Below are 15,490 nucleotides of genomic sequence, written 5' to 3'. Positions count from 1 at the left end.
CAGGGGTGCCATTCTGATGTGCACCACCTGAATCCGAACGCCGCCCGTCACAACTTGCCGCTGACCTGAAGATAGGCCCGGTCGATGCCGGGAATCGCGACATAGCTGTTGAAGAGCATGCTTCGCATTGCGCTCCCGCCCGAAAATGCGTTGCGGAATTCGCCCAGGTTCACGCTCTTGCGCGCCTGTTCGGCAGTCTCGCCACGCGCAAACGCGGCACGCGTTTGCGATTCGATCGACTTCAGCAGCGCCAGCATTTGTCTGACGTAGGCATCATCCCGCATGACCGGCCCGTGGCCCGGCACCAGAACTGCGGGCTTCATCGCCAGCAATTTTTCCAGCGTGGCAATGTAATCGATCGGAAATGACGTACTGCCAAACAACGGAATCGGCCACACGACCACATCGCCCGCGATGACGATATTCTCTTTCGGCAAATGAACAACGATATCCGCCGCCGTGTGTGCCCGGCCAAGATAGCGGATATCGATGACTCGATCGCCGCGCACCAGTGTCAACTGTTCTTCAAAAGTTATCGTTGGCGCAATCAGTGAAAAGCCGGGCGCCTCGGCGAAATAGCGCTCGGCCCATGCAAGATCGCTCCGGTAGGCGAGGCGCTCCTCATGTGAAATCGGTTTGCCGGCAAGATTTTCGTTCTTTGCGATGGCATCTCGAATCTGCCGGGCAAATGCCGGCCCCTGATCGAGAAGCTGCTTGCGATTGACGATACCCGTGGACATCATCCCGGCGCTGGATTGCGCATGACCAATGAATTCCACCCCCGGGAAAGCGGCACGATAGGACGCGTTGCCCATCACGTGATCATCGTGCCAGTGTGTATTGATCACGAACTTGACCGGTTTGGCGGTCAATTTCCGCAGCGCGGCAATCGTCGCGCGCGCCGTCGACGGACCGACGCCTGTATCGACCACCACCACGTCCTCGTCGTTGACGATGAATACCGTGTTCGACACAAAGGTGAGGCCCGGTGGCTCGCCGCGTATGCCCACGTAAACACCATCGGCCACCCTGGAAAGGCCAAATTCCGCCTCCTGCGCCGGCACTGTCAGGGAAATCGACACCAGCATGCTCAGAAGGGTTTGGACGCAGTATCGCAACATGACGCGACCTCAATGGGAATAACCTGGAAGACGTTAACCCACGCACGGGAAACCATGTGTAACCAAAGGTACCTGCGCGGCATCACGTTAACGCGCAATTGCAAACTCAAGCACTGGCGCGGCTAAACTGGCAATATCGCCTGTAACACCGCGCCAGTGCTAGAGTTTGCATGTATGATCGATACCACTTACGCAACTCACTCCGCAACCCGCTCCATAACACGCTCCAGAACCGGCACGCAGTTTGCGCAAGGTCAACAATTGCGCCATTGCCATTGCTAGACTGATCCTGTCACCCGGAGATGAACGCCCATGAATCACCCAAATACTTTTACCTCCATCGACGCCGCCATCGACGCACTGATCGCGCATGTTGGCAGCCGGATCGTGATCGCCATTCCGCTCGCCATTGGCAAGCCCAATCCCTTCGTCAATGCACTGTACCGGCGAGTGAAAGAGTCGCCGGTGCTGCATTTGAAAATTCTGACCGCGCTGTCGTTTGAAAGACCGCGCGGCCACAGCGATCTCGAGCAGCGCTTTCTTGGTCCATTCGTCGAGCGCGTGTTCGGCGACTACCCCGATCTCGACTACGTGGCCGATTCGCGCCACGGTCGGCTGCCGCCAAACATCGAGATCTACGAATTTTTCATGAAGACCGGCGACTATCTCGGCAACGCGGTCGCGCAACAACACTATATCTACTCCAATTATTCGCACGTTGCCCGCGACATGGTGGTACACGGCGTGAACGTACTGGCACAGGCCATTGCCGTCGATGAAACCGGGCCGGAGAGACGTTACTCGCTGTCCAGCAATCCGGATGTGACGATCGATTTACTCGAGCTGTACCGCAGCCAGCCGGAGCGGGGCGCCATTTCCGTCGGCGTGATCAATCGCAAGATGCCGTTCATGCCAAACGACGCCGAGGTCGCCGCGGATCTGTTCGACATCATGATCGACGACCCCGCCAGCACCCACGACCCGTTCGCGCCGCCGAACATGAAGGTCGACCTCCAGGACTATGCGATCGCCTTGTGGGCGAGCACCATGGTTCCGGATGGCGGCACGTTGCAGATCGGAATTGGCTCCCTGGGCGATGGTGTCGCGCACGCGCTGATTGTGCGCGAGCGCCACAACGCTGAATTTCGCCGCATCATCTCCGGCCTGGCGAGGGCGGATCAACCCACGCTGCCCGCGTTCTGCCATGTCGACACCTTCCGCAAGGGGCTGTATGGCTGTTCGGAGATGTTCGTCAACGGTTTTCTCTGGCTCATCGACGCGGGCATAGTGCGGCGCGATGTCTACCCTGACATCGCTCTGCAGCGACTGCTCAATCTGGGGACAATCACCAAGGAAATCACGCCGGCGACACTTACTGCGTTGCATGCGGCCGGCCGGATTTCCGATCCGCTGACAACCAATGATGTCGCCTTCCTCCAGCGCTTCGGCATTCTGCGGGCCGACGTGAAATGGCAGGCGGGCATGCTCGCCAGGGACGGCCTCACCTTCAGTGCGACACTGGCGCCGGGCGCCATGTTCGATACGATGTGCGCGAACTGCCTGGGAACCACGCTTGCCGGAGGCGTTTTTTTGCACGGCGGATTCTTCCTCGGGCCTCGACGCTTCTACCAGGCCCTGCGCGACATGCCGCCGGAACGCCTGGCCCACATCAATATGAGCCGCATCCGCTACATCAACGAACTGCTGGGCCACGAAGAAATTGCCGCGCTTCAGCGCACCGATGCGCGCTTCATCAACACCACCATGATGGTCACGCTGCTGGGGGCCGCCGTGTCCGACGGCCTCGACTCGGGCCAATTGGTCAGTGGCGTCGGCGGGCAATACAACTTCGTCGCCATGGGGCACGCCCTGCCCGACGCGCGCTCGATTCTGCTGATGCGCGCCTGGCGCACCAAGAAGGACAAGGTTCATTCCAACATTGTCTGGAGCTATGGCCACACCACCATTCCGCGGCATCTGCGCGACATCGTCATCACCGAATACGGCATCGCCGACCTGCGCGGACACGCCGACGAGGAAGTGATCAAGCGCCTGCTGGCGATTACCGATTCACGATTCCAGGCGGAACTTGCCGCCCTGGCGAAAGCCAATGGAAAGCTCAACGCCAGCTATGAAATCCCCGACGCGCAGCGCCACAATCTTCCCGAGCGCATCGAGAAATCCCTTACGCCCTGGCACGATGAGGGCCTGCTGCCGGACTTTCCGCTCGGCACCGATTTCACCGACGACGAGCTGGTCATTGTCCGCGCGCTCGCCCGCCTCAAGCGTTCATCCGAGCATCCGTTGGAACTGGTGAAAATGCTCATTGAAAGCACGGTGGAACAAGTATTCGATCAGAAAGACGTGCCCGATCGCTATCTGGATCGCATGGGCTTTCATGAAGCGCATGGGTTGAAAGACAAACTGATGCGGACGTTGTTTGTGGGGAATATTTAGGCCGTCAGCCTCTTTCGGTTCTCAAACCATCGAAACCACAATGGGCGCTGAACAGTCCAAATTGCATCGGCAACTCCCGCGTAGCTTAAGACTTTTGTGGTTCACTCGGCGGGACGAAGCCGCGCACGATATATAGGCCATTGACATCGCGAATCGTGTAATGGCGTCCCGGTTTGCGAATCGATAAGGGTCATGCCCGTGCGAGCGCACGCATAACCCGGCAATCGGTACGATCTGTGTACTTACTTGCATTCGCATCTTTCCATTGGCCATGCGCGCAAGGTCGCGCGCATGCGCGTACCTCGTTCCTGAAAGGGATTTCCAGACAAGACTCCTTGACAACATCTTTCGTCGCGCTCACAATATAGTTCTAATGCGAACTATCTTCATCCCATGACAACCCGACACAAGCAATTCATGCCGCTGGTGCGAGAGCTGATCGAATGCGCACGCGCGTTCGAGCTTTGCTCCAATGCCCACATTCGCGAACTTGATATCACGCCGGCGCAATTCGACATCATTGCCACGCTCGGCAATACCCGCGGCATGACCTGCAAGGAGTTGGGCGAGAAGACCTTGATTACCAAAGGCACCATGACCGGCGTGCTGGACCGGCTGGAACAAAAAGGCCTGCTTGTGCGCAAACCGTCGACCGAAGATGGCCGCAGCTGGATCACGCAACTGACGGGCAAGGGGCAGGCGCTGTTTGAAGAAATTTTCCCCGCGCACCTTGAACATCTTGATCCGCTCTTCGACAGCATCAGCAATGCCGAGCTGAACACCATGCGCACGCAGCTCCGGCGCCTGCGCGAGGCCTTTGAACTTCATGCCGAGCAGGATCACGCGAGCGCCGCATGAAAACCGAGCGCTTTACCTCGACCGCGATTACCCTGCATTGGCTGGTTGCCGCGATGATGGTGATTTCTGTTGCGATCGGTTTGTACATGACCGGGCTGAAGTTGTCACCCGACAAGCTGAAACTCTACAGCTGGCACAAATGGGTAGGCGTGACAATTTTCATGCTGGTTGCGATTCGCGCCGCTTGGCGACTTTCTCATGCGTCTCCTCCAATGCCCGCATCAATGCCCGCCTGGCAGCGGCACACCGCCAACGCTGCACACATCCTGCTCTATGTTTTGATGTTCGCCATTCCCCTGAGTGGCTGGCTGATGAGCTCGGCGAAAGGATTCCAGACCGTCTATTTCGGCGTGATTCCGCTCCCGGATCTGCTCGGCAAGAACGAGGCTCTCGGCGAATTACTGCAGGAAGTTCACCGCTTGCTCAACTACACGTTTATCGCGATCGTCGCCGTACATGTCGCGGCGGCACTCAAACACCACTTCATTGACAAAGATGATGTGATGCAGCGCATGTTGCCGCACAAGGCTCCACAAAAGGAAACACACAAGCGCGCCTGATTTCTGGTCCGCCCTGCTTACAAATACTTTTGAACATATGAAAACATTGCCTTCCTCTCTGATTGCTGCACTGATTGCCTTCGTCGCATTCGTGTCGACAAACGCAAGCGCCACCGAGTATTCAGCCGTGCAGGCCGAAAAATCCAGCCTGACCTTCATCGGCAAACAGATGGGTGTCGCGGTCACCGGGCGCTTTCCAAAGTTCACCGCGCAGGTGGCGTTCGATCCCGCCCGGCCCGAGTCCGGCAAGGTCAGCATCAGCATTGACCTCGCCAGCATCGACGCCGGCTCCAAGGACGCCAACGATGAAGTCGTCGGCAAGGAGTGGTTCAACGCGCGCATGTTTCCGACAGCGACGTTTGTTTCGTCGAGCCTGAGATCGCTGGGCGGCGGCAAGTATGAAGTCGCCGGGCCACTGACCATCAAGGGCAAATCGCAGCCGGTCGCCGCCACATTCGCGTTCAAGGCTGAAGGCAACAGCGGAATATTTGACGGCGGCTTTATCGTGAAGCGCATCGATTTTTCCGTCGGCGAAGGCGCATGGACCGATGTATCGATGGTCGCCAACGATGTCCAGATCAATTTTCACGTCGTGGCGGCGGCATCCGCCACACCCGCGAGCACGAAAGCGGTCGCAGCACCGAAGTCGAAGTAATTTTTCCCCAATCCAAGCAACCAAGGAGCACCATCAACATGAAACGTATCGCCATCCTCGCCGTTACTGCCCTCACCGCCGGCCTCAGCATTCCGGCATTTGCCGCCCCGGACACTTACGTGATCGATGGCGGACACACCTTTCCGAAATTCGAGTACAGCCACTTTGGCTATTCGCTGCAGCAAAGCCGCTTCGACAAGACCAGCGGCAAGATCACGCTAGACCGTGCGGCCAAAACCGGTTCCGTCGATATCACCATCGACACCAAGTCGGTCAACACTGGCTATGACGTATTCAACGGCCACTTGAAGGGCGATGGCTTCTTTGATGTCGAGAAATTCCCGACCATTACCTACAAATCGACGGGTGTCAAATTCGTCGGTGACAAACCAGTCGCCATCGACGGCAACCTGACCGTCAAAGGCATCACCAAGCCGGTAACGCTGACGGTGACCGCATTCAATTGCATGCCGCATCCCATGCTGAAAAAAGATGCGTGCGGCGCCAACGCAAGCGCCAAGGTCAAGCGTTCGGAATTCGATCTCGCCAAATACGTGCCGAATGTCGGCGATGAAGTCACGCTCAGCATCGCGGTTGAGGCGATCCGCGAATAAGCATTCGCGGCAACTCAAGGTAGTAAACTCCAGCACTGGCGCGGCGGTCCGGGCCTTTTCGCCTGGTGATGCCCGTCAATGCTGGGGTTTTATTCGCGAAATTGGACACTCGCGGCTACGGCAAAGCACACGGCGCCCCTTATCCCAGCCCTTTTCCCGAGGGACAAGTGTAGTAGGCCTATAAACCTGCGCATGGGACTATTTTCGTTCGAACTTGAAACTCGCCGAAATCGGCACCTCGGTATTGTCAAGACAGCTTCCGTTCTTGCCCACGCTCACCAACGAATTCTTGCCGAGCCGGATCGTGTACGACGGATCCTTCGCCGTTGCCAACGGACGAAAGGTGAACAACACCAGCACCTGATTCGCAGACGGCTTTAGCGGGTTGTCGCGCGTGCCGCCGAAATCATTTGGCGAGGGCGGCTGGGTGATGGCAATCGGCGCCGGGAATTTATCCAGCGTCGGATCCGGATAGTGCTCGCCCATCTTGTGCGTAACGACCAGGATTTGACCGCTGGCCGCGACTGATTCCGCCTCGAGCTGGATGGAGTGTCCGCAAATGGATTCCTCGGTGGCGCTCATGCACAAGGTCACATTTGCGTCCGGCCCACCCGCGCTGAACGAGGCGACCGGTTTACCCGCGCAGGTTTTCCCGGCCGCGAAATGGGCGGTGACCGCGGCGCTCGCGGGTGCGCAAGCAAGCATGGCGCACCCGGCAAATGCCATCATTGGCAACAGGCGGCGAAATCTCATGCAAATCTCCCTGTGGTTGTTTCCATCGGTTGCTTCCAACGGTTGCAGTGAGATGATGATATACGCGCCGCTGCGAAAAAACACTGTTCACATCTGAACGCAATAGATCAAAACTCCAGCTTGTCGCCAGGATTGATGGGAAACACTTTGGTCGCCGTTTTGCCCAGCGCGTCCATGTATTCCGCTGGCGTGCCCTTCAGCAGGGGAAACGTGCCGTAGTGAATCGGAATCGCGAACTTCGGCTTCAGAAATTCGCGCGTCGCGAACGCGGCATCTTTCGGGTCCATGGTGAAATTGCCACCGATCGGAATCAGGATGAGATCGGGTTTGTAGTATTCGCCGATCAGCTTCATGTCACCGAACAGGCCGGTGTCGCCCATGTGATAAATCTTGAATCCGTTCTCCAGCTCGATGATGAATCCCAGCGGCTCGCCGCCGACATGCATTTCATCCTTGCCGGTGGCCGGGTTTTTCCACGACAGTTCGGAAGAGTGCTCGGCGCGCACGGCGATCACTTTCACGCCGGGGCCAACGGGCGTCAGCGTGCCGCTCTTGTTGAAGCCCGGCATCGCATCACCGGGCACGATGCCCAAACGCGTCGCGGATGCGCCCAATCCCGCCGGGCCATAAATCTTCGCGCCGGTCTTTGCCGCCAGCGCCGGCGCATCGGCCCAATGATCGAAATGCGCATGCGTCACGAGGATGGCATCGGCCTTGCCGAGTGCATCGAGATCCTTGTACGCCGCCGGTGTTTTCGGATTGCTCGTCACCCACGGATCAATGACGATAATTTTTCCGCCGGGCGTGGTAATTTTGACCGTCGCCTGACCGAGCCACTGCACTTCAACTTTCTTGGCGGGCGCGGTCTGCGCGATTGCGCCGGTCAGCAGGCACGCGAACGCGGCGCAGGCAATTCTTGAAATCAGTTTCATGGTTGGGCTCCTCTTGGTTGATGTTGAAACGATGTCGGGTCGGAACAACAAGCCATCGCGTGTGGCTGGCGCGAGTATGACATTGCCACGAAAAGTGATCCAAGCACTTGGATGAAGAATGGTTTTCGATCTTTATGGGGCGGCGTATGTCGGCCGTTTGATGCGGCGGGCAGTATCGGCAACCGACCTCCTGCCGCCTTGCCATACCCTTACCCTAACCCTTTCCCTTACCCTTACCCTTACCCTGCACGCCTCAACAAATTGATGGCCAATCCCCCATGACCAGCGCCATGGCGATGAACTTCCATGCCGGCATCGATTCGCCCAGCCACCAGCTCGACGCCGCCATGCCGAACACGGGCACGAGTAACGCCATCGGCGTCACCGTCGCCGCCGGATAGCGGCCCAGCAACCAACCCCAGACCGCATAACCGAACAGCGAATTTCCGATCGTTTGCCAAAGCACGGCGGCCCACGTACCGAGGTCGGCTTCCTGCAATCCGGCGGAAATGGCCGGCCAGCCCTCAAACATCAACGACAGCGCAAATAAAGGTGGCGCGGCAAACAGGCTGGACCACGCCACATAAGCCACCATGTTCACCCTGCCCGCCTGCTTGTTGACCATGTTCCCGCCCGCCCAACTGGCGGCCGCGATCAGGATCAGGGCCAGCCCGGCAATGGTGGTGGTGCCGTCGGTGTGTGCTCCGATGACACCGATTCCCGTCATCGCCAATGCCAGCGCCACCCACTGCATCGGTTTCACGTGCTCATGAGAAATGCGCATCGACAGGAAAATGGTGAACAACACTTGCGTCTGGATTACCAGCGAGGCGAGTCCCGGAGAAATACGGCCGTTCATGGCGATAAATAACAGGCCAAATTGGCCAACGCCGATCAAGAGTCCGTATGCCGCCAGATTGCGCCACGACGCCGCCGGTCGCGGCAGAAAAAATACGATCGGCAATGCGGCAAGCGTGAATCGCAATGCACCAAACAGCAGCGGCGGCAGGTGGCCAAGCGCCAGTTTGATGACGACAAAATTGGTGCCCCAGATGGCGACCACCGCAAGCGCCAGCAGGAAATGACGCAGTGGGAGGACGTGGGCAGGCATCGGCAAATTATAAGGCGTGGACGTGAGTGCGACGGTTGCCGCGCTTTCCCATCGCCGCGAAAAAGTCGAAAAAACTATCAGCCCCGCCCGAAAAACTCGCGGATCAGAAACGCTTCCAGGCCCGCCGTATCTTCCATGCGCGCCGACAACACGATGACGCGGCCGAGCCGGTGAGACTCCCAGTTGAAATTGCCCTGGTAATGCTGGCGGATCAATTCAATCATCTTGCGCACGATGGCTAACTCGATATCCCCCTGCGGGCCGGCGTCAACCTCGATGACCTCTTTCCAGTCGCCGCGCGCACCGGTCGTCCATCCACGAAACGCGAATTGACCGGAGCGATGACCTTTCTGCAGGATCTGGAAGACACCGCTGGTGCCGCCCTTTCCGGACAGCGATTGCAGGTTGCGACTGATATTCGCAATCGCCGCATCGCCACTCGAAGGATTTTCGCGTCCGCGCATTTCCGAAGTGTACTGACGCAGGGCTTCTTCTTCGGCGCGACGCCGTGCGCGCGCCGCCTCCACCATCGCCATCATGCTGGGTGGCTCAACCTTGTCAGGTGGAACCTGCGCTTCCTCGCGTGGCGGCTGCAGCGGCACCACGGGATTCTGCGGGACCGGTTTGGGTACTGCCATCATGGTCGGGGCAGCGGGTGGGCGCCGGGGCGGCGAGCGTGCAGGCTCCTTGAGGGCGTCTTGCACGGTCGGCAACGATTTGGACGCGGCCGCCGGGGGCGTGAGGCGCACGACCATTGGCCCTTTTACCGTCGACGCCACTTCGTCAGGCGGGTTTCCTGTCTCCAGCTTTCTCGGCATGAACACAAACAGCAGCGTATGACAAAGTACCGATAGAACGATTCCGACATAAAACCGCCGCATTGAGCGAGCACGCTTCTCCTCGACATCAGAGGTCTTCCACAGAATCGGAATTGGCGTGTTGGAGATAGTTATGTCTTGCATCGAGTAAAGGTGAAATGGCGTGTCCGACCGTGGCGCTTGCCGGATTCAAGCGCCAAGGTGTCGCCGCTACGGCCACAAGCGGTGAGCGTGACGTTCACCACGCTGTAAATACTTTGACCTTCGTCCGGCCCAAACGTTACATTTTACGCGAGCGATCTTGTGCACGTACCTCGTTCCGACGCAGGCTTCAAATTTCATCACCAACATTTTCAGTTCGTCGCATTGCCGCTATACTCCTTTGATCTCATTGCTTATTTTTCGTCATGTCCGAACAATCCTCGGCAAACCTCGTCCGCTCGCCCTTAGCCTGGCTCACTTTGCTCGCCGTTATAGTGATTTCTGTGGGACTTTTTTGGCAGAACGAACGCGAATTGGCGAAGCAGCGGTTTGAGCAGGCGCGTGTGGCCAGCGAGCAGGCGGAACTTCGCCGGGTCAAGGAGTCCGAGGAACGACGCGAGAAAGAACGTCTGCAGGTGTTACAAGACATCCGCGCGCAAAAAGAAGCGGAAGATACGCAGCGTGAAAAAGCGATCGCCATCCGCCAATCAGAAGTGCAAAACAAGAAATTTGTCGCGGACGAGCGGTACGTTTCGCCACAACAGACGGCCTACCAGAGTTATCAAATGCTGGTGGATCAGCGGCGGCGTGATTACGATGACCGCAGGCAGCGCTTTGAGGACGAATACAACCTGCAGAAAGCCCGCCAGGAAGTTGAACGGCAAAAGCGATATCTCCAGGAACGGGAACGCGAAGAACAGGTGGCGCGCTTGCGTCGCGATGAAACGGCAAGGTATGGCCGCTAGGCGTTTTCCGGCAGCCCGTATATCCGGCGCCTGGCGGGCATCATAACTTCAGCTTGTCCCAGCCTGCCTTTCCCAAGCCGCGCATCGTCAGAATATTTTTCTCGAAAATATCCTCCGCCTCCGGAAAAGCCGCAACCGCGCGGTCCACGCTTGCCTCGCGCAACAAGTGCAACGTTGGGAATGGCGAACGATTGGTGAAATTAGTGATGTCTTCCGCGTCCGTATTGGCAAACTGATACCGCGGATGCAGACTGGCGATCTGCAATTCGCCTTCCAGACCCAGTTCACCTATCACCGCGTCGAAAACGTCCAGATAATCGTTGTACTCGAGAAAATCCGCGAACACGAAAGGATGTATGAGCAACGTGGTGTCGATCAGCGCAGGATCGGCGTCCGCCAGAAACTGAAGTTCGCGGACCAGGGTCTCCAGCAATTCATCGGGTGTTTCGGCGCGGCAGACGGCATAGCGAATCTGCTTTTTTACATGCACGGCCTTGGCGAATGGGCAGAGGTTGAGACCGATCACGGCGCGCTCCAGCCAGGCGGTCGTGGCGGCAATGATGCTCGTGTTGTTCAACGTATCGGGTTGCATCGGGATTCCGGACTTGCAATGCAGGTAAATCGCATCTGATTTGTCGCGACGCTAACAGCCGTGACGCGAAATCGTGAACCTGTGACTTGTGATACGCCAAACTATTCGACGACCTTGATGCCGACAATCAGAGGCACCGTTTCGGTTTTCTTGCACTTGGGATCGCCGTAGCATGACGCCGCCTGGATGGTCTCGACGCTGTACGCCAATGCCACCTTCTTGCCTTTCAGGGGTGGCTTCAGGCTGCAGAGTTCAAACCTGCCGAGTTCAATGAATTCAGCACCCTTTTCATCCTTGAACGTGACGTAGCAGCCATTGTCACCCTTGTCGGTATCCGTCAAAACGCCCAATGATTGTTTCATCTCGGTACCGACCTTGATGACCCCTTCTTTGTAGACAATTGCGGGCGGCGCCGGTGGCACCGCGGCTGCTCCCGGTACACCGGGCGCGGGAACTGCATTCGGCACGGTGGCGGCGGCGGGGGCAGCAGGCGCGGGCGGAGTCGCCGGCGTTTGCGCGACGACTTGCAATGCCGCGGTCAACGTTGAAAGAGCGCATGCAAACAGCAACGGGCGGATTTTCATGGTGAGTTCCTCACACGTTTTTTTGATTTGATTATATTTACGCGCTTAGTGCGAGCGTGACCATTTTCAGCTCATTTCAGAAACGTTCTTTGATTTACCTCAAACCCTCAACTACTCAGGCGCCAAACCCTCACGCCCAGTTGAGAATGACCTTTCCCGATTGCCCGGAAAGCATGGCGGCAAAGCCCTTTTCGAAGTCTTCGACCGCAAATTCGTGGGTGAGAATCGGGGCGAGATTGAGTCCGCTCTGTAACATCGCCACCATCTTGTACCAGGTCTCAAACATTTCACGGCCATACACGCCCTTGATCTCGAGTCCCTTGAAAATGACCTGGTTCCAGTCGATGGGCGTATTCGACGGCGGAATGCCGAGCAGCGCGACCTTGCCCCCGTGGTTCATATTCTCGAGCAGGCTCTGAAACGCCGATGGCACGCCGGACATCTCCATGCCAACGTCGAATCCCTCGACCATGCCCAGTTCGGCCATCACATCCTTCAGCGGCGTCTTGGTGACGTTCACAGCGCGCGTCGCGCCCATCCTTGTTGCCAAACCCAGACGATAATCGTTGACATCCGTGATCACCACATGGCGCGCACCGACATGACGGGCAATGGCCGCGGCCATTATGCCGATTGGTCCTGCACCCGTGATCAGCACATCCTCGCCGACGAGATTGAAAGACAACGCGGTATGGGTGGCATTGCCATAGGGATCGAAAATTGCGGCAAGATCGTCGCTGATGCCCTCGGGAATCTTGAAAGCGTTGAAGGCGGGGATCACCAGAAAGTCGGCGAAGCACCCCTCGCGATTGACGCCCACACCAGTCGTGTTGCGGCAAAGATGCCGGCGACCCGCGCGACAATTACGGCAATGGCCGCAGGTGATGTGACCTTCTCCGGATACCCTGTCGCCAATCTCGAAGCCGCGAACCTCCTGTCCCATCTCGACGATCTCACCGACGTATTCGTGGCCGACGTGCATCGGCACCGGAATCGTCTTCTGCGCCCACTCATCCCATTTCCAGATGTGAATGTCAGTGCCGCAGATGGCGGTTTTCCGGATACGGATCATGACGTCGTTGTGGCCGACGGTCGGCTTTTTTACCTTGGTCATCGTGAGGCCGGGACCGCGTTCGAGTTTCGCAAGTGCTCTCATTTCATGTTCCTCTAGATTGCACCAAGTGATTTGCCCACCTTGGCAAAGGCTGCCACCGCGCGATCAATCTGCTCCGACGTATGCGCAGCCGACATTTGCGTGCGGATGCGTGCCTTGCCTTTTGGCACCACGGGAAAGCTGAAACCGATGACATAGATTCCTTCCTCCAGCAGCGCGTCCGCCATTCGACTCGCGAGTTGCGCATCACCGAGCATGACCGGCACGATGGGATGTTGCCCGGGCACCAGCTTAAAGCCCAGCCGCGACATCTCGCGGCGAAAATGAGCGCCGTTGGCATTGACGCGCGTTCGCAGTTCAGCGCCTTCATCGGATCGCAACAACTTCAGCACCGCGAGCGACGCCGCCACAATCGATGGCGCCAGTGAATTGGAAAACAGGTACGGTCGTGAGCGCTGCCGCAGCAAGTCAATGGCCGGCTGCCGGCCGGCAATGTAGCCGCCCGATGCGCCGCCCAGCGCCTTGCCGAGCGTACCGGTATAGATATCGATGCGATCCGCCACGCCACAGAACTCCGGCGTGCCACGTCCGTGCGCACCGATGAAGCCGACCGCATGAGAATCATCGACCATCACCCGCGCGTCGTATTTGTCTGCGAGATCGCAAATGCCTTTCACGTTGGCGATGATGCCGTCCATGGAAAAGACGCCATCGGTGGCGATAAGCTTGAAGCGCGCGCCAGCGGCATCGGCCGCCTGTAACTGCGTTTCGAGATCGGCCATGTCGTTGTTGCGATAGCGGAAGCGCTTGGCTTTGCACAGACGCACGCCATCGATGATGCTGGCGTGATTGAGTTCATCACTGATCACGGCATCTTCTTCACCGAGCAGCGTCTCGAACAGGCCGGCGTTGGCATCGAAGCAGGATGAATACAGAATCCCATCCTCGGTTCCCAGGAACGCCGCGATGGCGCCTTCCAGCTCGCGATGACTGGTCTGCGTGCCGCAAATGAAACGAACCGACGCCATCCCGAAACCGTATTCGTCAAGCCCCCGCTTCGCGGCGGCAATCAGGCGCGCGTCATCTGCCAGGCCCAGGTAATTGTTGGCGCAGAAATTGATGACCTCGGCTCCCGATGCCAGTTTGATGGTCGAGTTTTGAGGCGTGGCGATCTGGCGCTCATTTTTGAAAAATCCGTCACTGCGAATTTGTTCAAGCGTTGCGGCCAGATGCTGATAAAACAAGTCGCTCATGCGTGCACCTTTTGGAGGCGTTATATGGAGGCGCTATGTGGAAACGTATTGTGAAGACGTAATGTGAAGGCCGGATGGGACCCGCAATGGGAAAGTGCGCAGCCAAGCGGCATGCGATTACACATTTTAGGCGCAATCACATCGTCCGGGCACTGCTGCTAGCGTGGAATTTCAGTGCCGCCATTCGTATGCTTCGCAAATGGGACGGCCCTGCAGCGGCAATATATCGGTGGTTTCGGCGCCATTGCCTAATTCCACTTTTGACAACGCCAACAGCTCGATTGCCTCGGGGTGCTGACGCGCCGGCTATCGCCCCATTGCCGCGCGGATTTGCGCTGTTGTAATTAACGCTGAGCCGAAAGGGATCCCGGGCCCGCCACGGAAATCCCACCGGCTGCACATTTGGAACGACGTTGGTTGGCGTTGGGCAATCGATACAGACGATTTCAAACCGGAACATCGGGCGCGGTACCTGCCATCGATGGGCGCTGGCTTGCCGCGTCAAACCACGATGCCATTGCCGGCCAACTCGCACGCCAGGCGATGGCCGGATGGCGAAAATCCAGGTACCCGAGCAGGCACGCGAGACTCACATCGCCGAGGTCGAACCGATTCGCCGGCCGCGGCCATGCGGCAACGACGTCCAGCCCGCGCTCGACCGCGCGCTGCTGGCGTGCAATCAAGTCGGCCGACTGTTGCGAAGCCGGGCGGCGTAATTCAATGACCGCATCGAACGCGGAATCGATCATGCCTTGCATCAGCCCCATGCGCGAAACGACCTCGGTGCGTTCGGCGAAATCCTGGGGCAGCATTAGTGGCGCGGGGAATCGCTCGTCGAGATAGCGGCTGATGGCGTCGCTCTCGGTGAGCACCTGGCTCTCGTCTGTCACCAGCACCGGCACCCTCGACAGCGGTGAAATCTCGCGCAGCGCCGCCGGCGCCTTCCATGGATCGACATCAAATAGCTTGACGCGGGTATCGAGTCGCTTTTCTTTTACCACCACCCGCACTTTTCGCGCATAGGGAGAAGTCTGATTGATGTATAGCTTCATGGCCAAATTTCCACTCCTGTAAACAACAATACTCCAGCACTGGTGCGCTTTTCCGGGCATAACTGCTCC

16 protein-coding genes are annotated in these 15,490 nt (G+C 58.1%); 6 read left to right on the top strand and 10 right to left on the bottom strand.

Annotation, left to right across the window (positions count from 1 at the left end; translation table 11 throughout):
- Positions 1–47: 47 nt before the first annotated feature.
- A complete protein-coding gene (locus IPP88_07115) occupies positions 48–1,121 on the bottom strand; it encodes an MBL fold metallo-hydrolase (GenBank protein ID MBL0122502.1) in 1,074 nt (357 codons plus the stop codon).
- Positions 1,122–1,433: 312 nt separating this feature from the next.
- Between IPP88_07115 and IPP88_07110 the strand changes: the two genes are divergently transcribed.
- The 5 genes from IPP88_07110 to IPP88_07090 all read left to right on the top strand — a co-directional run bounded on the left by IPP88_07110 (position 1,434) and on the right by IPP88_07090 (position 6,265).
- Positions 1,434–3,578: an acetyl-CoA hydrolase gene (locus IPP88_07110; GenBank protein MBL0122501.1), complete on the top strand. Its 2,145-nt coding sequence runs from the start codon at positions 1,434–1,436 to the stop codon at positions 3,576–3,578.
- Positions 3,579–3,971: 393 nt separating this feature from the next.
- Positions 3,972–4,436 carry a MarR family transcriptional regulator gene (locus IPP88_07105; GenBank protein ID MBL0122500.1) on the top strand — a complete coding sequence of 155 codons (465 nt, stop codon included), beginning with the start codon at positions 3,972–3,974 and terminating at the stop codon, positions 4,434–4,436.
- Complete coding sequence (locus IPP88_07100) at positions 4,433–4,996, top strand: cytochrome b (protein MBL0122499.1); 564 nt, start codon at positions 4,433–4,435, stop codon at positions 4,994–4,996. The genes IPP88_07105 and IPP88_07100 overlap by 4 nt, the downstream gene beginning before the upstream one ends.
- A gap of 37 nt (positions 4,997–5,033) precedes the next feature.
- Complete coding sequence (locus IPP88_07095) at positions 5,034–5,651, top strand: YceI family protein (GenBank protein ID MBL0122498.1); 618 nt, start codon at positions 5,034–5,036, stop codon at positions 5,649–5,651.
- A 38-nt stretch (positions 5,652–5,689) separates the two neighbouring features.
- Positions 5,690–6,265, top strand: coding sequence for a polyisoprenoid-binding protein (locus IPP88_07090; protein MBL0122497.1), 576 nt, complete (start codon positions 5,690–5,692; stop codon positions 6,263–6,265).
- A gap of 198 nt (positions 6,266–6,463) precedes the next feature.
- Here IPP88_07090 and IPP88_07085 read toward each other — a convergent pair whose 3' ends face one another.
- The 4 genes from IPP88_07085 to IPP88_07070 form a co-directional block, all read right to left on the bottom strand.
- Positions 6,464–7,018 carry a hypothetical protein gene (locus tag IPP88_07085; GenBank protein MBL0122496.1) on the bottom strand — a complete coding sequence of 185 codons (555 nt, stop codon included), beginning with the start codon at positions 7,016–7,018 and terminating at the stop codon, positions 6,464–6,466.
- 107 nt (positions 7,019–7,125) lie between these two features.
- A complete protein-coding gene (locus tag IPP88_07080) occupies positions 7,126–7,950 on the bottom strand; it encodes a metal-dependent hydrolase (GenBank protein MBL0122495.1) in 825 nt (274 codons plus the stop codon).
- A 253-nt stretch (positions 7,951–8,203) separates the two neighbouring features.
- Positions 8,204–9,061, bottom strand: a complete 858-nt coding sequence (locus tag IPP88_07075; protein MBL0122494.1) for an EamA family transporter — start codon at positions 9,059–9,061, stop codon at positions 8,204–8,206.
- 77 nt (positions 9,062–9,138) lie between these two features.
- Positions 9,139–10,023 carry a hypothetical protein gene (locus IPP88_07070; protein ID MBL0122493.1) on the bottom strand — a complete coding sequence of 295 codons (885 nt, stop codon included), beginning with the start codon at positions 10,021–10,023 and terminating at the stop codon, positions 9,139–9,141.
- 263 nt (positions 10,024–10,286) lie between these two features.
- Between IPP88_07070 and IPP88_07065 the strand changes: the two genes are divergently transcribed.
- Positions 10,287–10,826 carry a hypothetical protein gene (locus tag IPP88_07065; protein MBL0122492.1) on the top strand — a complete coding sequence of 180 codons (540 nt, stop codon included), beginning with the start codon at positions 10,287–10,289 and terminating at the stop codon, positions 10,824–10,826.
- A 40-nt stretch (positions 10,827–10,866) separates the two neighbouring features.
- Here IPP88_07065 and IPP88_07060 read toward each other — a convergent pair whose 3' ends face one another.
- The 5 genes from IPP88_07060 to IPP88_07040 all read right to left on the bottom strand — a co-directional run bounded on the left by IPP88_07060 (position 10,867) and on the right by IPP88_07040 (position 15,421).
- On the bottom strand, positions 10,867–11,418 hold the full coding sequence (locus IPP88_07060; GenBank protein ID MBL0122491.1) for a DUF1415 domain-containing protein: 552 nt from the start codon (positions 11,416–11,418) through the stop codon (positions 10,867–10,869).
- Between the two features lie 101 nt (positions 11,419–11,519).
- On the bottom strand, positions 11,520–12,002 hold the full coding sequence (locus IPP88_07055) for a hypothetical protein (GenBank protein ID MBL0122490.1): 483 nt from the start codon (positions 12,000–12,002) through the stop codon (positions 11,520–11,522).
- 130 nt (positions 12,003–12,132) lie between these two features.
- Complete coding sequence (gene tdh / locus IPP88_07050; GenBank protein ID MBL0122489.1) at positions 12,133–13,158, bottom strand: L-threonine 3-dehydrogenase; 1,026 nt, start codon at positions 13,156–13,158, stop codon at positions 12,133–12,135.
- Positions 13,159–13,169: 11 nt separating this feature from the next.
- Positions 13,170–14,369 (bottom strand): glycine C-acetyltransferase, encoded by a 1,200-nt coding sequence (locus IPP88_07045; GenBank protein ID MBL0122488.1) that lies wholly within the window; start codon positions 14,367–14,369, stop codon positions 13,170–13,172.
- A 446-nt stretch (positions 14,370–14,815) separates the two neighbouring features.
- Positions 14,816–15,421: a glutathione S-transferase N-terminal domain-containing protein gene (locus IPP88_07040; protein ID MBL0122487.1), complete on the bottom strand. Its 606-nt coding sequence runs from the start codon at positions 15,419–15,421 to the stop codon at positions 14,816–14,818.
- Positions 15,422–15,490 lie beyond the last annotated feature (69 nt).

Source organism: Betaproteobacteria bacterium, assembly GCA_016720925.1.
In the GTDB taxonomy this organism is placed as follows: domain Bacteria; phylum Pseudomonadota; class Gammaproteobacteria; order Burkholderiales; family Usitatibacteraceae; genus UKL13-2.
Note: the sequence above shows the minus strand (reverse complement) of the source record. Positions and strands in the feature narration are given on the sequence as shown.

What these genes read in the sequence shown, in the direction of transcription:
- IPP88_07060 (MBL0122491.1), bottom strand. Translation starts at nt 11,418, where the DNA reads ATGCAACCCGATACGTTGAACAACACGAGCATCATTGCCGCCACGACC.
- IPP88_07080 (MBL0122495.1), bottom strand. Translation starts at nt 7,950, where the DNA reads ATGAAACTGATTTCAAGAATTGCCTGCGCCGCGTTCGCGTGCCTGCTG.
- IPP88_07085 (MBL0122496.1), bottom strand. Translation starts at nt 7,018, where the DNA reads ATGAGATTTCGCCGCCTGTTGCCAATGATGGCATTTGCCGGGTGCGCC.
- IPP88_07040 (MBL0122487.1), bottom strand. Translation starts at nt 15,421, where the DNA reads ATGAAGCTATACATCAATCAGACTTCTCCCTATGCGCGAAAAGTGCGG.
- IPP88_07075 (MBL0122494.1), bottom strand. Translation starts at nt 9,061, where the DNA reads ATGCCTGCCCACGTCCTCCCACTGCGTCATTTCCTGCTGGCGCTTGCG.
- IPP88_07070 (MBL0122493.1), bottom strand. Translation starts at nt 10,023, where the DNA reads ATGCAAGACATAACTATCTCCAACACGCCAATTCCGATTCTGTGGAAG.
- IPP88_07110 (MBL0122501.1), top strand. Translation starts at nt 1,434, where the DNA reads ATGAATCACCCAAATACTTTTACCTCCATCGACGCCGCCATCGACGCA.
- IPP88_07115 (MBL0122502.1), bottom strand. Translation starts at nt 1,121, where the DNA reads ATGTTGCGATACTGCGTCCAAACCCTTCTGAGCATGCTGGTGTCGATT.
- IPP88_07090 (MBL0122497.1), top strand. Translation starts at nt 5,690, where the DNA reads ATGAAACGTATCGCCATCCTCGCCGTTACTGCCCTCACCGCCGGCCTC.
- IPP88_07100 (MBL0122499.1), top strand. Translation starts at nt 4,433, where the DNA reads ATGAAAACCGAGCGCTTTACCTCGACCGCGATTACCCTGCATTGGCTG.
- IPP88_07055 (MBL0122490.1), bottom strand. Translation starts at nt 12,002, where the DNA reads ATGAAAATCCGCCCGTTGCTGTTTGCATGCGCTCTTTCAACGTTGACC.
- IPP88_07065 (MBL0122492.1), top strand. Translation starts at nt 10,287, where the DNA reads ATGTCCGAACAATCCTCGGCAAACCTCGTCCGCTCGCCCTTAGCCTGG.
- IPP88_07105 (MBL0122500.1), top strand. Translation starts at nt 3,972, where the DNA reads ATGACAACCCGACACAAGCAATTCATGCCGCTGGTGCGAGAGCTGATC.
- tdh (MBL0122489.1), bottom strand. Translation starts at nt 13,158, where the DNA reads ATGAGAGCACTTGCGAAACTCGAACGCGGTCCCGGCCTCACGATGACC.
- IPP88_07045 (MBL0122488.1), bottom strand. Translation starts at nt 14,369, where the DNA reads ATGAGCGACTTGTTTTATCAGCATCTGGCCGCAACGCTTGAACAAATT.
- IPP88_07095 (MBL0122498.1), top strand. Translation starts at nt 5,034, where the DNA reads ATGAAAACATTGCCTTCCTCTCTGATTGCTGCACTGATTGCCTTCGTC.